We start from the raw sequence: 14,990 nt of genomic DNA on the forward strand, positions 1-14,990 counted from the left end.
CCACCATGACCGCCATCAGCCTCGCCTCGACGCCGACACCGGCCGGTGTCCAGGTGGCGGCACTGCTGGCGCAGGCCGAGGAGGCCCGGCTCCGGGGTGACTACCGGGCCGGGTCCGACCTCGCCCGGCAGGCCGCCGCACTCGCCCGGAGCAGCGGGGACGGCGCCGGGCGGGCCGAGGCGCTGCGCTCGATGGCCAACCAGCTGATCCGCCTCGGCGAGCAGGAGGCCGCGGTCACCGTGTGCCAGGAAGCCGTCGCGGTGCTGGAGGAGCTGCACGACGAGGCCGGCCTCTGCGGGATCCTGACCGTGCAGGCGATGCCACTCAACGAGCTCGGCCTGCACGAGGAGGCGCTCGGGGTGCTGGCCCGGGGCCGGGAGATCGCCCAGCGGCTCGGCGACCGGGACCTGCTCTACTGGGTGCACAACCGCACCGGCGTGGTGCACGGCAGCATGGGCGACCGCCGGCAGAGCACCGAATACCTGGCGCGGGCGCTGACCATGGCCGAGGGGATGGACGCCGAGGCCCGGTTCTGCATCCTGAACAACCTCGGCGACAACGCCGTCTACCAGGTGCCGGAGCTGCGGGCCGCGGGCGACCACGCGGGCGCCCAGGCGACCCTGGACAACGCGCTGGCCCACGTCGACGAGGCGTTGCGGCTGGCCCGCGCCGCCCAGCACCCGTTCCGCGAGTCGATCTGCCTGGACAACTACGGCATGCTGCGGGCCCTGGACGGCGACTTCGAGGACGCCGACCGGATGATCGACGACTCCCGGGCCATCGCGGTGATCCACGGGTACCGGTCGCTGGAATCGGCCGCGCTGCAGCACCAGGCCCACGTGCGGCTGATGCGCGGCGAGTGCTTCGCCGCCATCGAGGGCCTGCTGGAGGCCCTGGAACGGGCGCTGGAGGCCGGCGAGACGCCGATGGTGATGGAGATCCACCGGGAGCTGTCCGAGGCGTACGAACAGATCGGCAACTTCGCGTCGGCCCTCATGCACTACCGGGCCTTCCACACGCTGGAGCGGGCCGCGCACAACGACGTCGCCGCCACCCGGGCCCGGATGGCGGTGCACCAGTTCGAGCTGGACAACGCCCGGCTCGAGGCCGAACTGGCCCGGGTCCGCAGCGCCGAGCTCGAGGCGTCGACGCTGAGCTGGCAGCGCCAGGCGACCGAGGACTCGCTGACCGGGCTGCCCAACCGCCGCCACGCCGAGCTGCGGCTGCCGGAGATGGCGGCCACCGGCGGCCCGATGTGCGTGGCGATCGCCGACGTCGACCTGTTCAAGAACGTCAACGACCGGTTCGGTCACTTCCTCGGCGACGAGGTGCTGCGGCAGATCGCGGCGATCCTGCGCGACAACGTCCGCGACAACGACCTGGTGGCCCGCCTCGGCGGTGAGGAATTCCTGATCGGGCTCGACGGGCTGGACCCGCACGACGCCCTCGGCCGCTGCGAGGTGCTGCGGGCGCAGGTGGCGGCGTACCCGTGGGAGGCGCTGCAGCCCGGCCTCGCGGTGACCATCAGTTTCGGCCTGGCGGCCGTCCCGGCCGTGGACGACCTGCCGGGCGCGATGATCGTCGCCGACCGCCGGTTGTACGAGGCCAAACGGGCCGGCCGCAACCGGGTCGTCGGCGACTGAGCACCGCTCACCTTCCGTGACGGCAACCGCACGCTGCGGTGCTCACATACGGTTACGGCCGCGCGTCTGCCATCATGGCCGGATGCTTGTGGTTGGCCGGGTCCTTCGCAGTGCTGTCGCCGTCGTCGCCGTCGCCGCGTTCGCGGGTTGTTCCTCGGACGAATCGCCGGATCCGGACACGACGCCGATCAGCCTCAACTCCATGCGCGCCGCGCTGCTCACCGCGGCCGACATCGGGCCCACCTGGCAGGCGCCGGCCGCGTCGGCCGAGGCCGGCCAGCTCGTCAGCCTCTGCGGCGCCGACACCGAGCCCGCCCAGGCCCCGGGCAGCCCCGAGATGGTCTCCGCGCCGCTGTCCGACGAGGGGACCAAGGGGGTGCAGAGCCTGACCCAGCACGCCCTCGTGTACCCGGACGCGGATCAGGCCGCCACCGCGCTCGCGACGCTGCTCGCCCTCGCCGCCGACTGCCCGCCCAGCGTGGAACGCCCGGCCAAGACCGGGGACCGCGAGGAGCCGGCGTACACCGAGACCGCCTCGACCAAGCCGCTGGACCAGGAGAACTGGACCGGCTTCGTCACCCTGCGCAACCGGCAGTACGACAAGGCCCACCCGGCCACCGCGGACGTCGCCGTGGTCGCCCTCAGCCGCTCCAACGTCGTGCTCATCGACCAGTACGCGATCTACCGCCTCGGCACCTCGGACGCCTCGGCCAACCCGCAGTTCTCCGCCGACTGGCCGAAACTGGTCGCCACCACGCTCAAGCGCGTCGACTAGCCAGCTGGGTCACGGCCTTCTTCCCCCAGCCGCCGGTCGCCTGAAGGTCCGCCGAAAATCGCATACCGACGACAATAACCGCAGGTCAGGCCGCCGCTGCGGTGACGTTCTCGGCGGCCGTACGCAGGAATTCCGCCAGGCCGATCGCCTGCACGACGGTGACCATCGGCAGACTCAGCTCGAACTCCAGACCGGCCCGCTTCAGGGTGAACAGCTTGCTGGTGGTGCGCAGCGCCCCGACCGGACTGCCGGCCTCGTCGAAGATCGCGAAGTCCCGGCCGGTCAGACTGCCCTTGGTGCCCAGCGTGCGACCGTCCGGAAGCGACACCGTGCCCCGCCCGGAGGCGCCGCTCCAGCCGAACTTCACCTGCATCAGGAACTGCGACTGCGGGCCCATCAGCTCGTACTTCGTGCCGAACACCGTGGCCTGCGCGCCGGTGGCGAGCAGCGTGGCGCCCGTCGGATCGAGGATCTCGAAACGGGACCGGGAGATCCGCTTGCGGTGGCGCAGGATCGCGAGCGGAACGCCGTCGTGCCCGGTGACCACGGACTCGAGACCGGTGACGGACATCGGAGGAAGGACAAGGACTCCGGCGAAGGGCGCGTTCATAGTTACATTGTCGCTACTGGGCGCCACTATGTAACTCCCCGTTTTCCCGGCCGGCCCCAACCGTACGATCCCGGCATGGGCCGCAGCTATCAGACAATCCTCGCCGCCGGCACGCTCACCGACGTGCGCGCGGCGATCACCGAGTCGGGCCAGGACGCCGCCGTGCTCCCGGCCGGCCCGGACCGCTGGGCGGTGGTGCCGCGGGACGAGGACGGGTACGCCGAGACCCGGGACCTCGCCCTGCTGCTGAGCCGCGGGTCGGTGTCGGCGACCTTTGACGTGTTCGACTCCGAGGTCCTGGCCGTCGGCATCTTCCGCGACGGTCGCTGGGCCCACGATTACCTGAGCGACCAGTCCTTCGCGGACACCCTCCAGGACGACGACGACAACGAGATCCTGGTCGACTTCCTCGGCCGCGAATACCCCGCCGGAGCCACGCTCCCGACCGGCGCCTACGGAGCCGACCCGGCGGCCTTCCTGCCACTGGCCACCGCCGAGGTCGACGAGGCCGCACTGACCAAGGCCCTGTCCATCGAGCAGCGGATGGCCGATCGCCGGCACCACGACATCCTGCACCTGCTCCACATCGACCCCGGCCCCCTCCAGATGACCTACCCCGACGCTCGTGCCTGAGCCGCGGCCGGCCCGTCAGAGGTCGAGGCGGCCGCAGTCGGAGCAGACGTCGAAGCCGCGGAACTGGGCGAGGCGGCGGCCGGTGCAGGTGGGGCAGACCACGCGGTAGCGGTCGTGGTGGCCGTCGCCCCGGGTCGGGGGGTGCACGACCGTGAAGAAGAGGCGGCGTTGCCAGGTGCCGTCGCCGGCGTCGACGGCCAGGACGCCGGAGCGGGTGGGGACGTCGATGCGGGTCAGGATGCGGGTGTCGGCGCCGGGTGGTGGTGGGATCAGCAGCAGCGCGGCGACGTCGGCCGGTTTGACGTCCTCGATGCCGGAGATGACGGTGGCCTCGCGGCGGACCCCTTCCGCGCCCAGCGGGCCGGCCGGGACGTCGGTGCACCAGGCCGGGCGGGGGCCGGGGTCGGACTGGTCCAGGCGGGTGCGGAAGACCGTCCACAGTCCGAGGTGGTCGGAGCCGACCAGGCCGATCTTCACGTCGGAGCCGCGTTCGTCGGTGAGGCCCACGAGCTGGGGCCCCCATTTCGTGGCCCGCTGGGCGGCCGCGACGGCGACGCCCAGGCCCGGATAGAGGACGTCGGCCACGACCTCGGTGAAGCGCCACAGGCCGCCGCGGGCCACGTCACCGGCGATCTCGTCGCAGCGGGCCGCCGCCCATGCGGAGACGCGGTGCTGCTGCGGCCGGTCGGGCAGCTGGACCCGGAGCGGGAGCCGGTGCGGACGGCGGCGGCGTTCGCGGGGGAAGGCGCGGTCGGAGAGGGACGGGCGGCGGCGCGGCGGGGTGGGTGGCAAGCCGTCCGGGGTGAACCAGGGTGGTGTCTCTCGGGGGCCTTGAGGCATTGACACATGCTGTCACCGGATGCGGGCCCCGGCCACCGGGAGCCGAGGTCGACCGAGCCCGGAAAACCCGCTGTGAGCTGTGGGTTTCCCGGGTCCGGCCGCTATCGGGGTACCTCGTTCGTGGTACGGCCGGGGTCGGTCGCCACGCCGGTGGTCGCGAACGTGGTCAAGAGCACGGCCGGGATGGCTGAGACCGTTATCCGTACTGATGTCGGCATCTACGCCTCCCCTGGTGATGGACCGAATGCGCACAGTGAACGTCGCAGCTCGATCGATGGATGAGAATGCGATCATCGGTGCGGAATGTTCGTAGAGTTGGCCTCATGGAGCCTGACTTGGGCGTGCTGACGGCGACGGAGCAGCATGCGTACCGGCTGCTCGTCCGGCTGGGTGGGGCCGGTGCCGGCGAGCTGGCCGCCGCGCACGACGCGATGACGCCGGGCGAGGCCGCCGCGGTCCTGGAGGTGCTGCGGGCCAAGGGGCTCGCCGGGCCGGGGCCGGTCTATCACCCGCTGCCGCCGGACGTGGCGCTCGGTGACGTGCTGCTGAGCCGCCAGCAGTCGCTGGAGCACGCCCGGCAGACGGTGGCCGAGCTGAGCGAGGACTACCGCAACCACACCCGGCGGCGCAGCTCGGAGCACCTGGTCGAGATCGTGGTCGGGGCGAACGTGCTGCGGCAGCGGCTGCGCCAGATGCAGGACACCGCCAAGGAGGAGATCCTCTGGTTCTGCCGGGCGAACCCGCTGGCGATGGCCGGTCCGGAGAACGCCGAGGAGAACTCCGCGCTCGGGCGGGGCGTACGCTATCGCGCCATCTACGAGCGGGAGCTGCTGGAGCGTCCGGGTGAGCTGGACAGCATCCTCGAGTCGACGGCCGCCGGCGAGGAGGCCCGCACGCTGCCGGCACTGCCCGTACGGCTGGCGATCGCCGACCGGTCCCTGGCGATCTGTCCGCTCGTGCCGGACGAGTCGCGGGGTTTCGGGGAACCGACCGCCGCGCTGATCCGGTCCAGTGAGCTGCTGGATGCGCTGGTCGCGCTGTTCGAGAGCTACTGGGAACGCGCGACGCCCCTGGGTCACGAGGCGTCGCGCGCTGAGCTGCAGCAGTCCGAGGTGTTGCTGTTGTCGCTGTTCGTCTCCGGGATGCCGGACAAGTCGATCGCCACCCACCTCGGGGTGAGCAAGCGGACCGTCCAGCGCCGGCTCGACCGGCTGATGGACCTGGCCGGGGTGGACACCCGGACGGGTCTGGCGTTCCAGGCGGCCCGCCGGGGCTGGCTGGCGTCAGCCCCGGCGGATCTGACCCGTCAGCCCCGCCCGTAGGCGCGGATCACGGTCTGGGTGACGGTGTTGCCGGCGGTGTCGGTCGCGGTGACCCGCAGCGACACCGGGGTGCGGCCGGGAGCGATCAGCGCGGTCGTGCCGACGGTCACCGCCCGCTTCCACTTCTTGCCGTCGTCGGTGGAGACGTCGACGCCGAGCGACTTCAGCTTGGCCGAGAAGCCGAGCTTCACACCGAGCGGCTGTACGGCGTAGTCGACCCCGAGCAGCGGCAGGTCGCCGTCGGCCTTGGAGGTGAAGGTCCATTCCGTTTCGGTACGGACGCCGTACTTCCACTCCACGCCGGTACGAGCCGTGGTGACCCGCAGCTTGTAGTTCGCCGAGCCGGGAGTGGTCGTCACGTCCTGGTAGGCGGCGGTCAGCTCGGGGAGCTGCTTACCGCCACGCCACAGCGTCGCCGTGGGGTTGTCGGGCCCCTCCGCCCACTCCCAGTGCCCGTCGCTGTCGACGAACTCCGCGATCCGGAAGTGCAGGATGTCGCCGGTGCGGGTGGAGCCGAGGTCGGCCGGCCGGACCACCGGCGCGGCCCAGGTCTCCGAGCTGGTACCGGAGCGGTAGCTCGTCACCGGGCCCGCGAACCCGCCCTGCAGCGAACCGAACGAGTTCCACGGCAGGAGGTGGTGGACCCGGTGCTGCCAGAGCGAGTCGCCGGCCGAGACCCATTCCTCGCGGACCGACGGCGTCTTGACCGTACGGGACGTATCGTTCCAGGCGTACTCCTGCCAGGGCCGCCAGCCGAAACGCTGCTCGGCGACGAACCCGGCGCCACCGTTGCCGGCGTACGTCGAGGTGATCCGCCGGGTGTTGGCCGTGGTCACCGTGTGCACGACCCGCTCGGGGATCCGGCCCGTCGAGACCTGCTGCACGTCGTACAGGTAGGGGCTCGTGGGGGTGAGCGTGAGCGTCAGCAGCGAGGGTGCCTTCTTCAGCAGCTTGCGGCCGTCGTCGTTGGCGACCGCGAGCGAGATCAGCGGGAGGCGTTCCTCGGCGGCCGGGTTGTACACCGTCCACGCGGAACGGTCGGCGGGACGCAGCAGCAGGGCCACCGCCGCGCCGGCCTTCGCCGCCGCCGCGATCTGGTCCATCTCGTCCTCGTCGGTCGCCGGGATCAGGACGGCCTTGCCGCGTACGTCCCTGGTGCCCCATTTCACCAGCGGGTAGGTCCGGGTGCCGGCCGGTGCCGGTGAGGTGCCGAACAGGTTGGCGTCGATCGGCTCGTTGATCCCCGGCACCTTCGTCTGCGCGGCGGGCGCGACGAGCTGCCAGCGGGACGAGAACTCGAAGCTGCCCGCGGTGACCTTCTTCGTCGGCACCACGTTGACCTGCTGGACCGCGCTGAAGTGCATGACGCCGTGGGCGATGCCACGACCCGAACCGGTGACCCGGTGCGTGTAGTAGCTCAGGATCGACTGCTGCTCGGCCGGGCGCGGCGTCTCGATCGTGATCGGCGTGCCCTTGCGCGCGTCGACCAGCACCGAGATGTCCTTGTCCACCTTCAGCTCGGGGATCGTGAAGTACGTGACCTGCTCGTCGACCGGGGCGCCGTGCTCCACGATGGCGTCCAGCATGTAGACGCCCTCCTGCACCTCGAACGTGTTGCCGCCCAGCGGGATCCAGCCGAGCTGGTCGAAGCGGCTGTCGTCGCCCATCAGCGTGAACGCCGGCACGATGGCCTCGGCGCCGGACGGGTCGACCGCCTTCACGGTGACCGTGTGCACCGGGCCGTCCAGGTTGGCGCCGACCGCGGTGGTGACCGTGACGCCGGTGGCGGTCGCGGTGATCCAGCCGTTGATCTGACCCGGCGTCATCGTCGCGAAGTCGATGGAGGCGGTGACCGTGGCGGTGCCCTTGGCCGGGACGGTCACGCTCGTCGCGCTCAACGTCACGCCGGCGGGCTTCTGCAGGGTCAGCGTCACCGGCGCCGGGCCCGCGTTGGTGTACGTGACGGTCTTCGACTGCACCGACGGCGTCTCACCCTGGCTGTGCCGGGCGAAGTCGGCGACCGGGGTGCCGGTGACCTGCTGGGTGGTGGCGCGAGCGAGGTCGGCGCGGCCGGCGCCCTGCGCGTACACGGACAGACCGGGGGTGGTCTTCGCGGTGCTGACCAGCGCTTCCTTGATCTTCTGGCCGGTCCAGTCCGGGTGCTGCTGGGCGAGGATCGCGGCTGCCCCGGCGACGTGCGGCGTCGCCATCGAGGTGCCGGACGCGGCGGTGTACAGCGCGTCCACCGGGTCGCCCATGGTGGTGCCGGCCGCGCGGGCGGCCACGATGTCCACGCCGGGCGCGGTGATCTCCGGCTTGAGGCCGAGGTCGCCGAGGCGCGGGCCGCGGCTGGAGAACGACGCGAGGTTGTTGTTCCGGTCGACCGCGCCGACGGTGAGCGCGTCGGTGGCCGCGCCCGGGGTGCCGACGCTCGAGTCCTGGCCCTCGTTGCCGGCGGCGATCACGAACAGCGCGCCGCTGGACTCGCTGATCTCGTTCACCGCGAGGCTCATCGGGTCGAGACCGTCGGTCGCGCCACCGCCGAGGCTCATGTTGACGACCTTGGCGCCGCCGTCCACGGCCCACTGCATGCCGGCGATGATGTCGGACTCCCAGCCGGTGCCGTCGTCGCCGAGGACCTTGCCGATGAGCAGCTGCGCGCCGTACGCGACGCCCTTGCGGGTGCCACCGGACGCCGCACCGGTGCCGGCGACGGTGGCCGCGACGTGGGTGCCGTGCCCGAACCGGTCGACGACGTCCGGGCTGGTGCTGAAGTTGCCCGTCCCGGCGATCCGGCCGGCCAGGTCGGGGTGGGTGGCGTCGACACCGGTGTCGAGCACCGCGACCTTGACGCCGCGCCCGTCGAGGCCCGCCGCCCATGCGGCCGGCGCCCCGATCTGGGCGGTGCTGCGGTCCAGCGCCGGCTTGACCTTGCCGTCGAGGTAGATCGTGGCGGCGTCGGCCGTACGGGCGGTCCCGCTCGTCGCCTGGCCCTGCCAGAACGCCGCGAGAGTGTCCTTCGCGGGCTTGATCGCGGTGGCGCCGATGCTGGTCAACGACGTGCCGGCGGTACGCATCGTCGCGCCACCACCCCGGATGATCAGCGGCAGCGTCGCCGACTCGGCATCGCCGTAACCGTCCGCGACCAACCGCTCGACGTCGAACAGGTCGGCGTCGACCCGCCCCGCCTCGATCAGCGCGATGGCATCCGAGGGAACGACCCGCAGGCCACCGTCCGACTCGAACGTGTGGAACGTGATCCCGGTGCGGCCGGCGGCCGGGGTGACCGTGGCGGCGTACTTCCCGGCGGCGGCCGGGGTGAGCTGGACGGTGTCGCCGGTGACCAGCGTGAGGGTCTGGACCTTCCCCGGGTTCTGGTCCACGACGGGGGTGGGCGCCGCGGCGGGGGATGGCGCCGCGGCGGCCGGGGCCGGTATCGCCACGGCTCCGATCAGGGCGCCGGCGAGCAGACGACCGAGCATGGGGGCTCCTTAATGCGTTTAGGTGCTGCACGCATCATCAGGGCCCAATATTTACGGCAATGTTTCTTCACCTGCCGCACAGAAGACATGGCGTGATGTGGACACGCAGGTCAGTCCGCGTCGGCGGGTCCTTCGAGGCCGGATCGCTCGTCGCGGTCGGCCCAGTCGAGCAGCGGGCGCAGGTCGAACGCCACGTCATCGATCCCGGCGTGCAGCTCACCGAGAGCCGCCACCCGCGCGGGCACCGTGAGCAGGGTGAAGTCGTCCGGTTCGAGGTCGTCGACCTCGTCCCAGCGGATCGGGGTGGACACCGTGCCACGCTGGTTGCCGCGTACCGAATAGGCACTGGCGATGGTGTGGTCCCTGGCGTTCTGGTTGTAGTCGACGAACACGGTGCGGGGATCACGGTCCTTGCGCCACCACGTCGTCGTCACGTCCCCGGGGGCCCGCCGCTCGACCTCACGGGCGAACGCCAGCGCCGCCCGGCGGACGTCGGCGAAGCCGTGCTCGGGCTTGATCCGCACGTAGATGTGCAGGCCGTGCCCGCCGGAGGTCTTCGGGTAACCGGTGATGCCCAGCTCGTCGAGCACCGCGTGGGCCACGTGGGTGACCCGCCGCACGGTCGCGAAGTCGCAGTCCGGCATCGGGTCCAGGTCGATGCGCCACTCGTCGGGCTTCTCGACGTCGGCCCGCCGGGAATTCCACGGATGGAACTCGACGGTCGACATCTGCACCGCCCAGAGCACCTCGCCGAGCCCCGTCACGCACAGCTCGTCGGCATGCCGGTTGTACCGGGGGAACGTCACCCGGACGGTCTGCAGCCACGGCGGCGCGCCGTTCGGCACCCGCTTCTGGTGTACCTTGTCGCCGGCCAGGCCGTCCGGGAACCGGTGCAGCATGCACGGCCGCTCCCGCAGCGCGCGCACGATGCCGTCGCCGACGCTTTGGTAGTAGGTGGCGAGGTCCAGCTTGGTCAGGCCGAGCTCCGGGAAGTAGACCCGGTCCGGGTTCGAGATCCGGACGGTGTGCTGGTCTACCTGCAGTTCGACAGCGGGCGGCTTCGTGGCCATGATTCCAAACTAGCTGGTCAGTCCGTCGCGCGGTGCCGTCCGGCGCGAGCGGGCTCCCGTGGCTCCGGCGTGGCCGTGTAGTGGCCGCCGCCCCGGCGCTTGACCGCGTACATCGCGTGGTCCGCCGCACGCAGGGCCTGGTCCGGGTCGTCCGACGGGTCGGCCAGGTGCACGCCGACACTCGCGCCGATCGTCACGTCGTGGCCCAGCACCAGGAACGGGCGCTGCACCGCCGAGCGCACCCGGGCGCTCATCGCCTCGGCGTCCGAACCCGCGATGATCCCGGGCATCAGCACCACGAACTCGTCGCCACCGACCCGGGCGAGCACGTCCTCCTGGCGGATGCACGCGCTGAGCCGCTCGGCGACCTGACGCAGCAGCTCGTCGCCGGCCTCGTGCCCGTACGCGTCGTTGACCGGCTTGAAGCCGTCCAGGTCGACGAAGAGCACCGCCACCGAGTCCCGCCGCAGCGACGTGCCGAGCGCGTCCTGCAGCCGGCGCCGGTTCGGCAGCCCGGTCAGCGGGTCGTGCTGCGCCTCATGGGCGAGCCGCTCCTGGAACGCCCGGCTCTCCGAGATGTCCCGGGCGTTGATGACGATGCCGGTCAGGGCCGGGTTGTGCATCTGGTTGGACGCGGTGAACTCGAACCACGCCGGCACCCCGGTCGCGTTGAGCACCCGGGTCTGCAACCGCAGCACCCCGGCCCGCTCGCTCAACAGCTCGTCGAACGCGGCCATCATCGCCGGCCGGTCCTCCGGATGCACCAGCTCGAACACGCTGGTGCCCTGCATCGACCCGACCGGCAGCCGCAGCACGGACGCGGCGCTCGGGCTCGAGAACGCCACCCGGCCGCCGGCGTCGAGTACCGCCACCATGTCCGGGGCGTGCTGGAACAGGGCCTGGAACTTCTCGTCCGCCCGGCGCCGCTGCACCTGCGTGCGGTAGCCCAGGATCGAGATGCCGACCGCACCGATCAACAGCATCGCGAGCAGGGCGACGTTGATGGTCTGGCTGCGGCTGTGCACGGCGCCGTCGAACGAGGCCATCGACTGGGTACGCGCGTACGACCACCCGCCCGGCATCATGTCGCCGGTCACCACGCTGGCGATCTGCTCCCCGCCGGCGTCGTACTCGACGAACGTGGGGCCGTCCGGGTGCGCGGTGATCGACGCGACGATCGCGGGCGCGGCCGTGGTCCCGATCAGGCTCGCGTCGCTGCTATAACCGATCACCCCGGCGCTGTCCATGATCAGGGTGACGTGTGCCGTGCTCTTCAACTTCGCCGTGTACGCCTGCAGCGTCGTCTTCGCCAGCTCGCTGAAGCCGACGAGCACCGCCGCGGTGGCACCCCCGACCGCGATCGGCACCGCCACGGCCTGGACCGCGACCGAGGTGCCGTCAGCGTGCTCGACCCGCATCACGGACGAGAACCCGGGGTCGCCCTCGGCCAGCATCGCGCGCATCGCGGTGTACGCGGCGTCGGACGGGTCCGGGAGCGGGTTCTCGGTGGCGTTCAGCAGGGTGCCGGTGGGAGTCATGATGGCGGCGCCGTACGAGAACAGGGACGACTTGCGCACGTACTCGTCGAGGGCGGCCCGGTCCCCCGCCTGCCCGGCACCGAGGTTGAAGGGGTAGGCCGCGGCGAACGCCGCGAGGTCCTTGGCGGAGAGCAGCTGCAGCTGACCGGCCAGGGTCGCGTTGTTGACCGCGAGCGCCTGCGTGTCGGCCCGGTGCACGGTGTCGGCGGCACGCAGCGCCGACCGGTTCACGAGCACACCGACGATGCCGACCGCCACCAGCAGCAACACGCTGACGACCACGGCGATCCAGTTGCGCAACCGCATCCTGCCTCCTCACCACGACACATCGGGTGCTGGGGCGGGAACCTGACCTTTCTCCGTCGCTGAGGCGTCCTTGGCCAGGGCCAGGACGTAGGTGGCGGCGCCCGCGGTGGCCAGGGCGGCGATCGCCGCGAAGACCGGGCGCGGGCCGGCGAGCTGCAAGGCCGGGCCGGCCGCGGTGTAACCCACGAACGCGGCCAGGTTCTCGATCGTGGTGACCGCGGCCATGACCTGCGGCCGGCGGTCCGGCGGGGTCCGCAGCGTGAACCGGGTGATGAACGTGGCGGCCAGCGGTGGGGTGGCCACGCCGCTGAGGAAGAGCCCGGCGGCCAGCAGCACCGGCCGGTCGGCGAGCAGCAGCCACAGCGGGGTGCACTGCAGCGCCGCGGCGGCGACCAGGACGCCGTTCGGCATCCGGCTGAGCAGGGTGACCACGCTACCGGCGGCAAGTCCCGCACCGCTGGCGGCGGTGAGCAGCCCCAGCATCCGCGGGTCGCCGCCCAGATCCCGCAGGACCAGGACCGGCAGGCAGATGAACAGCGCCGGGATCGACCCGGCGATCAGCACCAGCGCCAGGGTGAAGAGCCGCAGCACACGGTGGCGCAGCAGGTGGCGGACGCCCTCGACGGCCCGGCCCCGCGGCCCGGCCGGCAGCGGCGCCCGGTGCGGGGGCCGGACGAACAGCAGCACGATCACGAACGAGATCAGATACGTGCCGGCGTCGATCCACAGGACCTCGGCCGGGCCGAGCAGCGCGATGAGCACCCCGCCGAGCGCCGGGCCGGCGAGTGCGGCCCCCCTGGTCGCGCCGTCGATCAGCCCGTTGGCCCGGGCGAGCAGCTTCTCGTCGGCACCACGCACCGGGCCGAGCAGCTCCGGCAGGATCAACCGCTGGGACGAGACGTACGGCGTGGTGAACGCACCCAGCCCGAACGAGACCGCGAGCAGCACCGGCAGGCTCAGGCCGCCGACCAGGTGCAACAGCGGGATCACCGCCATCAGCGGGACGCGGGCGGCATCGCAGACCAGCATCGTGCGGCGCACGCCCAGACGGGCCACCACCGATCCGCTGGGCAGTCCCAGGACCACCACTCCCAGGAACTCGGCGGTCAGCACCATCCCCATCCGCACCGGCGACCCGGTGGTGACCAGGACGAACCACGGCAGCGCCAGCAGCGTGAGCCACGACCCGAACGTGGACAGGAATTTCGCCGTGAACAGGGCGACCAGGCCCGGGGTCCGCAGCATCAGCCCTCGCCCTCCCGGGTCGGGACGGCGTACCCGAAGAACGCGACCCGGCGCGAGCCTGCCGTGCGAGGCCGCTCCGGGTCGGTATAGCTACTGATGACCGCTTTGATGCGCTCGGTCGCCTCGATGAGCTCGGCCGGATCGAGGTAGCCGATGTCCTCGCCGACCCACGACGCCTCCTGCCAGGCGGCGTCGAACTCGTGCTGGTAGCGCTGGAATTCCTCCAGCACGCCGAGCCGGTTCGCGATGAACTGCTCCCGCAACGCCCGGGACGCCGCGGCGAACTCGGGCGAGCCGTCCCCGGTGACCGACCAGGTGAGCCCCCGGCTGGTGGCCCGCCACGGCCGCTCCCGGCCGCGCGCCAGCTCCGCGGCCGGCTCGACGAGACCCCATTTGGCCAGCTGGGCGACGTGATAGCTGACCGACGCGGTGGACTCCCCGACCCGGTCGGCCAGCTTGCGCCCGGTCGCCGGCCCGTCGACGGTGAGCAGCTCCAGCAGCTTGAGCCGGATCGGGTGCGCCAGCGCTCGCAGCGCCTGTGGATCGGTGATCTCTCTCCGCTGGTCCATGTTAGCCAAGATATGTTGGCCAAGACTTCTTGGTCAAGGCTTGACCCTCCCCCGGCGGGAGGGTGCAGGGTGGAGCCATGCTCTTCCCGATCGGGGAACTCGCCCGCCGCGCCGGCCTGACCGTCAAGACCGTCCGCTACTACTCCGACCAGGGCATCGTGCCGCCGACCGACCGCACCCCGGCGGGCGACCGCCGCTACGACACCGCGGCCCTCGCCCGCCTGCGACTGGTCCGGACCCTGCGTGAGCTGGGGCTCGATCTGCGCACGATCCGTGCGGTCATGGACCGGGAGAGGACGCTGCCCGAGGTCGCGGCCACCCACGCCGCGGCCCTCGAGCTGCAGATCCGCACGCTGCGCCTGCGCCAGGCGGTGCTCACCGCGGTCGCCACCCGCGACGCCACCATCGAGGAGATGGACCTCATGCACGAACTCGCCACCCTGACCGGCGACTTCCTCCAGGCCGTCTTCGGCGACCTGGACGGGTACGAAGGATTCGCCCGTTCCCTCACCCCGCACCTCCCTGAGGACCCGACCCCCGAGCAGGTCGAGGCCTGGGTCCACCTCGCCGCACTCGCCCAGGACCCGGACTTCCGCGCCCACCTGCGAACCATCGCCGAGCACCACGCCGCCGACCACCGGGGCCGGCCCGTCGCACGGCGGGACGCGGTCGCCCTGGTCCGCGACCTGGCCGGACCGCTCGCGGCCGACCCTGCGGCTTCCGCCGCCACCGTCGCGGCCGTCATGATCGAATACGCCCGGACGCTCGATCTGCCCGACGACGAGGCCCTCCGGCAGCGCCTGCTGACCAGACTCGAAGCCGCGAACGACCCCCGCCGGGAGGACTACGAACGCCACCTCGCGGTGATCAACGGCTGGCCGCCGCCCGAGACCCTGGCCCCGGTGCTCGACCGGTTCATCCACGCACTGCGCGCACCGTCCGTGGGCTGAGCAGGAT

The 14,990-nt window shown here is 71.9% G+C and carries 12 protein-coding genes; 5 read left to right on the forward strand and 7 right to left on the reverse strand.

Annotated elements, in window-relative coordinates:
- The first annotated feature begins 5 nt into the window (after nucleotides 1-5).
- Nucleotides 6-1,643 carry a diguanylate cyclase gene (locus tag ACIA6A_RS02250; protein WP_396095557.1) on the forward strand — a complete coding sequence of 546 codons (1,638 nt, stop codon included), beginning with the start codon at nucleotides 6-8 and terminating at the stop codon, nucleotides 1,641-1,643.
- A gap of 82 nt (nucleotides 1,644-1,725) precedes the next feature.
- Entirely contained in the window at nucleotides 1,726-2,418 is a 693-nt protein-coding gene (locus tag ACIA6A_RS02255; RefSeq protein ID WP_396095558.1) for a hypothetical protein, read from the forward strand.
- An 85-nt stretch (nucleotides 2,419-2,503) separates the two neighbouring features.
- Here ACIA6A_RS02255 and ACIA6A_RS02260 read toward each other — a convergent pair whose 3' ends face one another.
- The gene (locus tag ACIA6A_RS02260; protein ID WP_396095559.1) at nucleotides 2,504-2,989 is read right to left on the reverse strand and encodes a hypothetical protein; all 486 of its coding nucleotides are present in this window, start codon (nucleotides 2,987-2,989) and stop codon (nucleotides 2,504-2,506) included.
- 114 nt (nucleotides 2,990-3,103) lie between these two features.
- Here ACIA6A_RS02260 and ACIA6A_RS02265 point away from each other — a divergent pair, with 114 nt between their 5' ends.
- Complete coding sequence (locus tag ACIA6A_RS02265; protein WP_396095560.1) at nucleotides 3,104-3,661, forward strand: hypothetical protein; 558 nt, start codon at nucleotides 3,104-3,106, stop codon at nucleotides 3,659-3,661.
- A 15-nt stretch (nucleotides 3,662-3,676) separates the two neighbouring features.
- Here ACIA6A_RS02265 and ACIA6A_RS02270 read toward each other — a convergent pair whose 3' ends face one another.
- Nucleotides 3,677-4,501 carry a hypothetical protein gene (locus tag ACIA6A_RS02270; protein WP_396095562.1) on the reverse strand — a complete coding sequence of 275 codons (825 nt, stop codon included), beginning with the start codon at nucleotides 4,499-4,501 and terminating at the stop codon, nucleotides 3,677-3,679.
- A 323-nt stretch (nucleotides 4,502-4,824) separates the two neighbouring features.
- Between ACIA6A_RS02270 and ACIA6A_RS02275 the strand changes: the two genes are divergently transcribed.
- Nucleotides 4,825-5,823, forward strand: a complete 999-nt coding sequence (locus ACIA6A_RS02275; RefSeq protein ID WP_396095563.1) for a helix-turn-helix domain-containing protein — start codon at nucleotides 4,825-4,827, stop codon at nucleotides 5,821-5,823.
- On the opposite strand, the gene ACIA6A_RS02280 is transcribed toward ACIA6A_RS02275, so the two are convergent.
- The 5 genes from ACIA6A_RS02280 to ACIA6A_RS02300 form a co-directional block, all read right to left on the reverse strand.
- Entirely contained in the window at nucleotides 5,808-9,305 is a 3,498-nt protein-coding gene (locus ACIA6A_RS02280; RefSeq protein WP_396095564.1) for a S8 family peptidase, read from the reverse strand. The genes ACIA6A_RS02275 and ACIA6A_RS02280 overlap by 16 nt on opposite strands.
- Before the next feature lie 110 nt (nucleotides 9,306-9,415).
- Nucleotides 9,416-10,375, reverse strand: a complete 960-nt coding sequence (gene ligD / locus ACIA6A_RS02285; RefSeq protein ID WP_396095565.1) for a non-homologous end-joining DNA ligase — start codon at nucleotides 10,373-10,375, stop codon at nucleotides 9,416-9,418.
- Between the two features lie 17 nt (nucleotides 10,376-10,392).
- Nucleotides 10,393-12,219: a diguanylate cyclase domain-containing protein gene (locus tag ACIA6A_RS02290; RefSeq protein ID WP_396095566.1), complete on the reverse strand. Its 1,827-nt coding sequence runs from the start codon at nucleotides 12,217-12,219 to the stop codon at nucleotides 10,393-10,395.
- A 9-nt stretch (nucleotides 12,220-12,228) separates the two neighbouring features.
- Nucleotides 12,229-13,464 (reverse strand): MFS transporter, encoded by a 1,236-nt coding sequence (locus ACIA6A_RS02295; protein WP_396095567.1) that lies wholly within the window; start codon nucleotides 13,462-13,464, stop codon nucleotides 12,229-12,231.
- Nucleotides 13,464-14,033 (reverse strand): ArsR/SmtB family transcription factor, encoded by a 570-nt coding sequence (locus ACIA6A_RS02300; protein ID WP_396095568.1) that lies wholly within the window; start codon nucleotides 14,031-14,033, stop codon nucleotides 13,464-13,466. The genes ACIA6A_RS02295 and ACIA6A_RS02300 overlap by 1 nt, the downstream gene beginning before the upstream one ends.
- A 77-nt stretch (nucleotides 14,034-14,110) precedes the next feature.
- Here ACIA6A_RS02300 and ACIA6A_RS02305 point away from each other — a divergent pair, with 77 nt between their 5' ends.
- Nucleotides 14,111-14,983, forward strand: a complete 873-nt coding sequence (locus ACIA6A_RS02305; protein WP_396095569.1) for a MerR family transcriptional regulator — start codon at nucleotides 14,111-14,113, stop codon at nucleotides 14,981-14,983.
- Nucleotides 14,984-14,990: the final 7 nt, after the last annotated feature.

It is taken from the genome of Actinoplanes sp. NPDC051494, from assembly GCF_044454705.1.
Lineage (GTDB): Bacteria > Actinomycetota > Actinomycetes > Mycobacteriales > Micromonosporaceae > Actinoplanes.

Bases quoted from the DNA above. Each gene is read 5' to 3' on its own strand.
- ACIA6A_RS02250 (WP_396095557.1), top strand. From the start codon at position 6: ATGACCGCCATCAGCCTCGCCTCGACGCCGACACCGGCCGGTGTCCAG.
- ACIA6A_RS02280 (WP_396095564.1), bottom strand. From the start codon at position 9,305: ATGCTCGGTCGTCTGCTCGCCGGCGCCCTGATCGGAGCCGTGGCGATA.
- ACIA6A_RS02295 (WP_396095567.1), bottom strand. From the start codon at position 13,464: ATGCTGCGGACCCCGGGCCTGGTCGCCCTGTTCACGGCGAAATTCCTG.
- ACIA6A_RS02305 (WP_396095569.1), top strand. From the start codon at position 14,111: ATGCTCTTCCCGATCGGGGAACTCGCCCGCCGCGCCGGCCTGACCGTC.
- ligD (WP_396095565.1), bottom strand. From the start codon at position 10,375: ATGGCCACGAAGCCGCCCGCTGTCGAACTGCAGGTAGACCAGCACACC.
- ACIA6A_RS02290 (WP_396095566.1), bottom strand. From the start codon at position 12,219: ATGCGGTTGCGCAACTGGATCGCCGTGGTCGTCAGCGTGTTGCTGCTG.
- ACIA6A_RS02275 (WP_396095563.1), top strand. From the start codon at position 4,825: ATGGAGCCTGACTTGGGCGTGCTGACGGCGACGGAGCAGCATGCGTAC.
- ACIA6A_RS02260 (WP_396095559.1), bottom strand. From the start codon at position 2,989: ATGTCCGTCACCGGTCTCGAGTCCGTGGTCACCGGGCACGACGGCGTT.
- ACIA6A_RS02300 (WP_396095568.1), bottom strand. From the start codon at position 14,033: ATGGACCAGCGGAGAGAGATCACCGATCCACAGGCGCTGCGAGCGCTG.
- ACIA6A_RS02255 (WP_396095558.1), top strand. From the start codon at position 1,726: ATGCTTGTGGTTGGCCGGGTCCTTCGCAGTGCTGTCGCCGTCGTCGCC.
- ACIA6A_RS02270 (WP_396095562.1), bottom strand. From the start codon at position 4,501: ATGCCTCAAGGCCCCCGAGAGACACCACCCTGGTTCACCCCGGACGGC.
- ACIA6A_RS02265 (WP_396095560.1), top strand. From the start codon at position 3,104: ATGGGCCGCAGCTATCAGACAATCCTCGCCGCCGGCACGCTCACCGAC.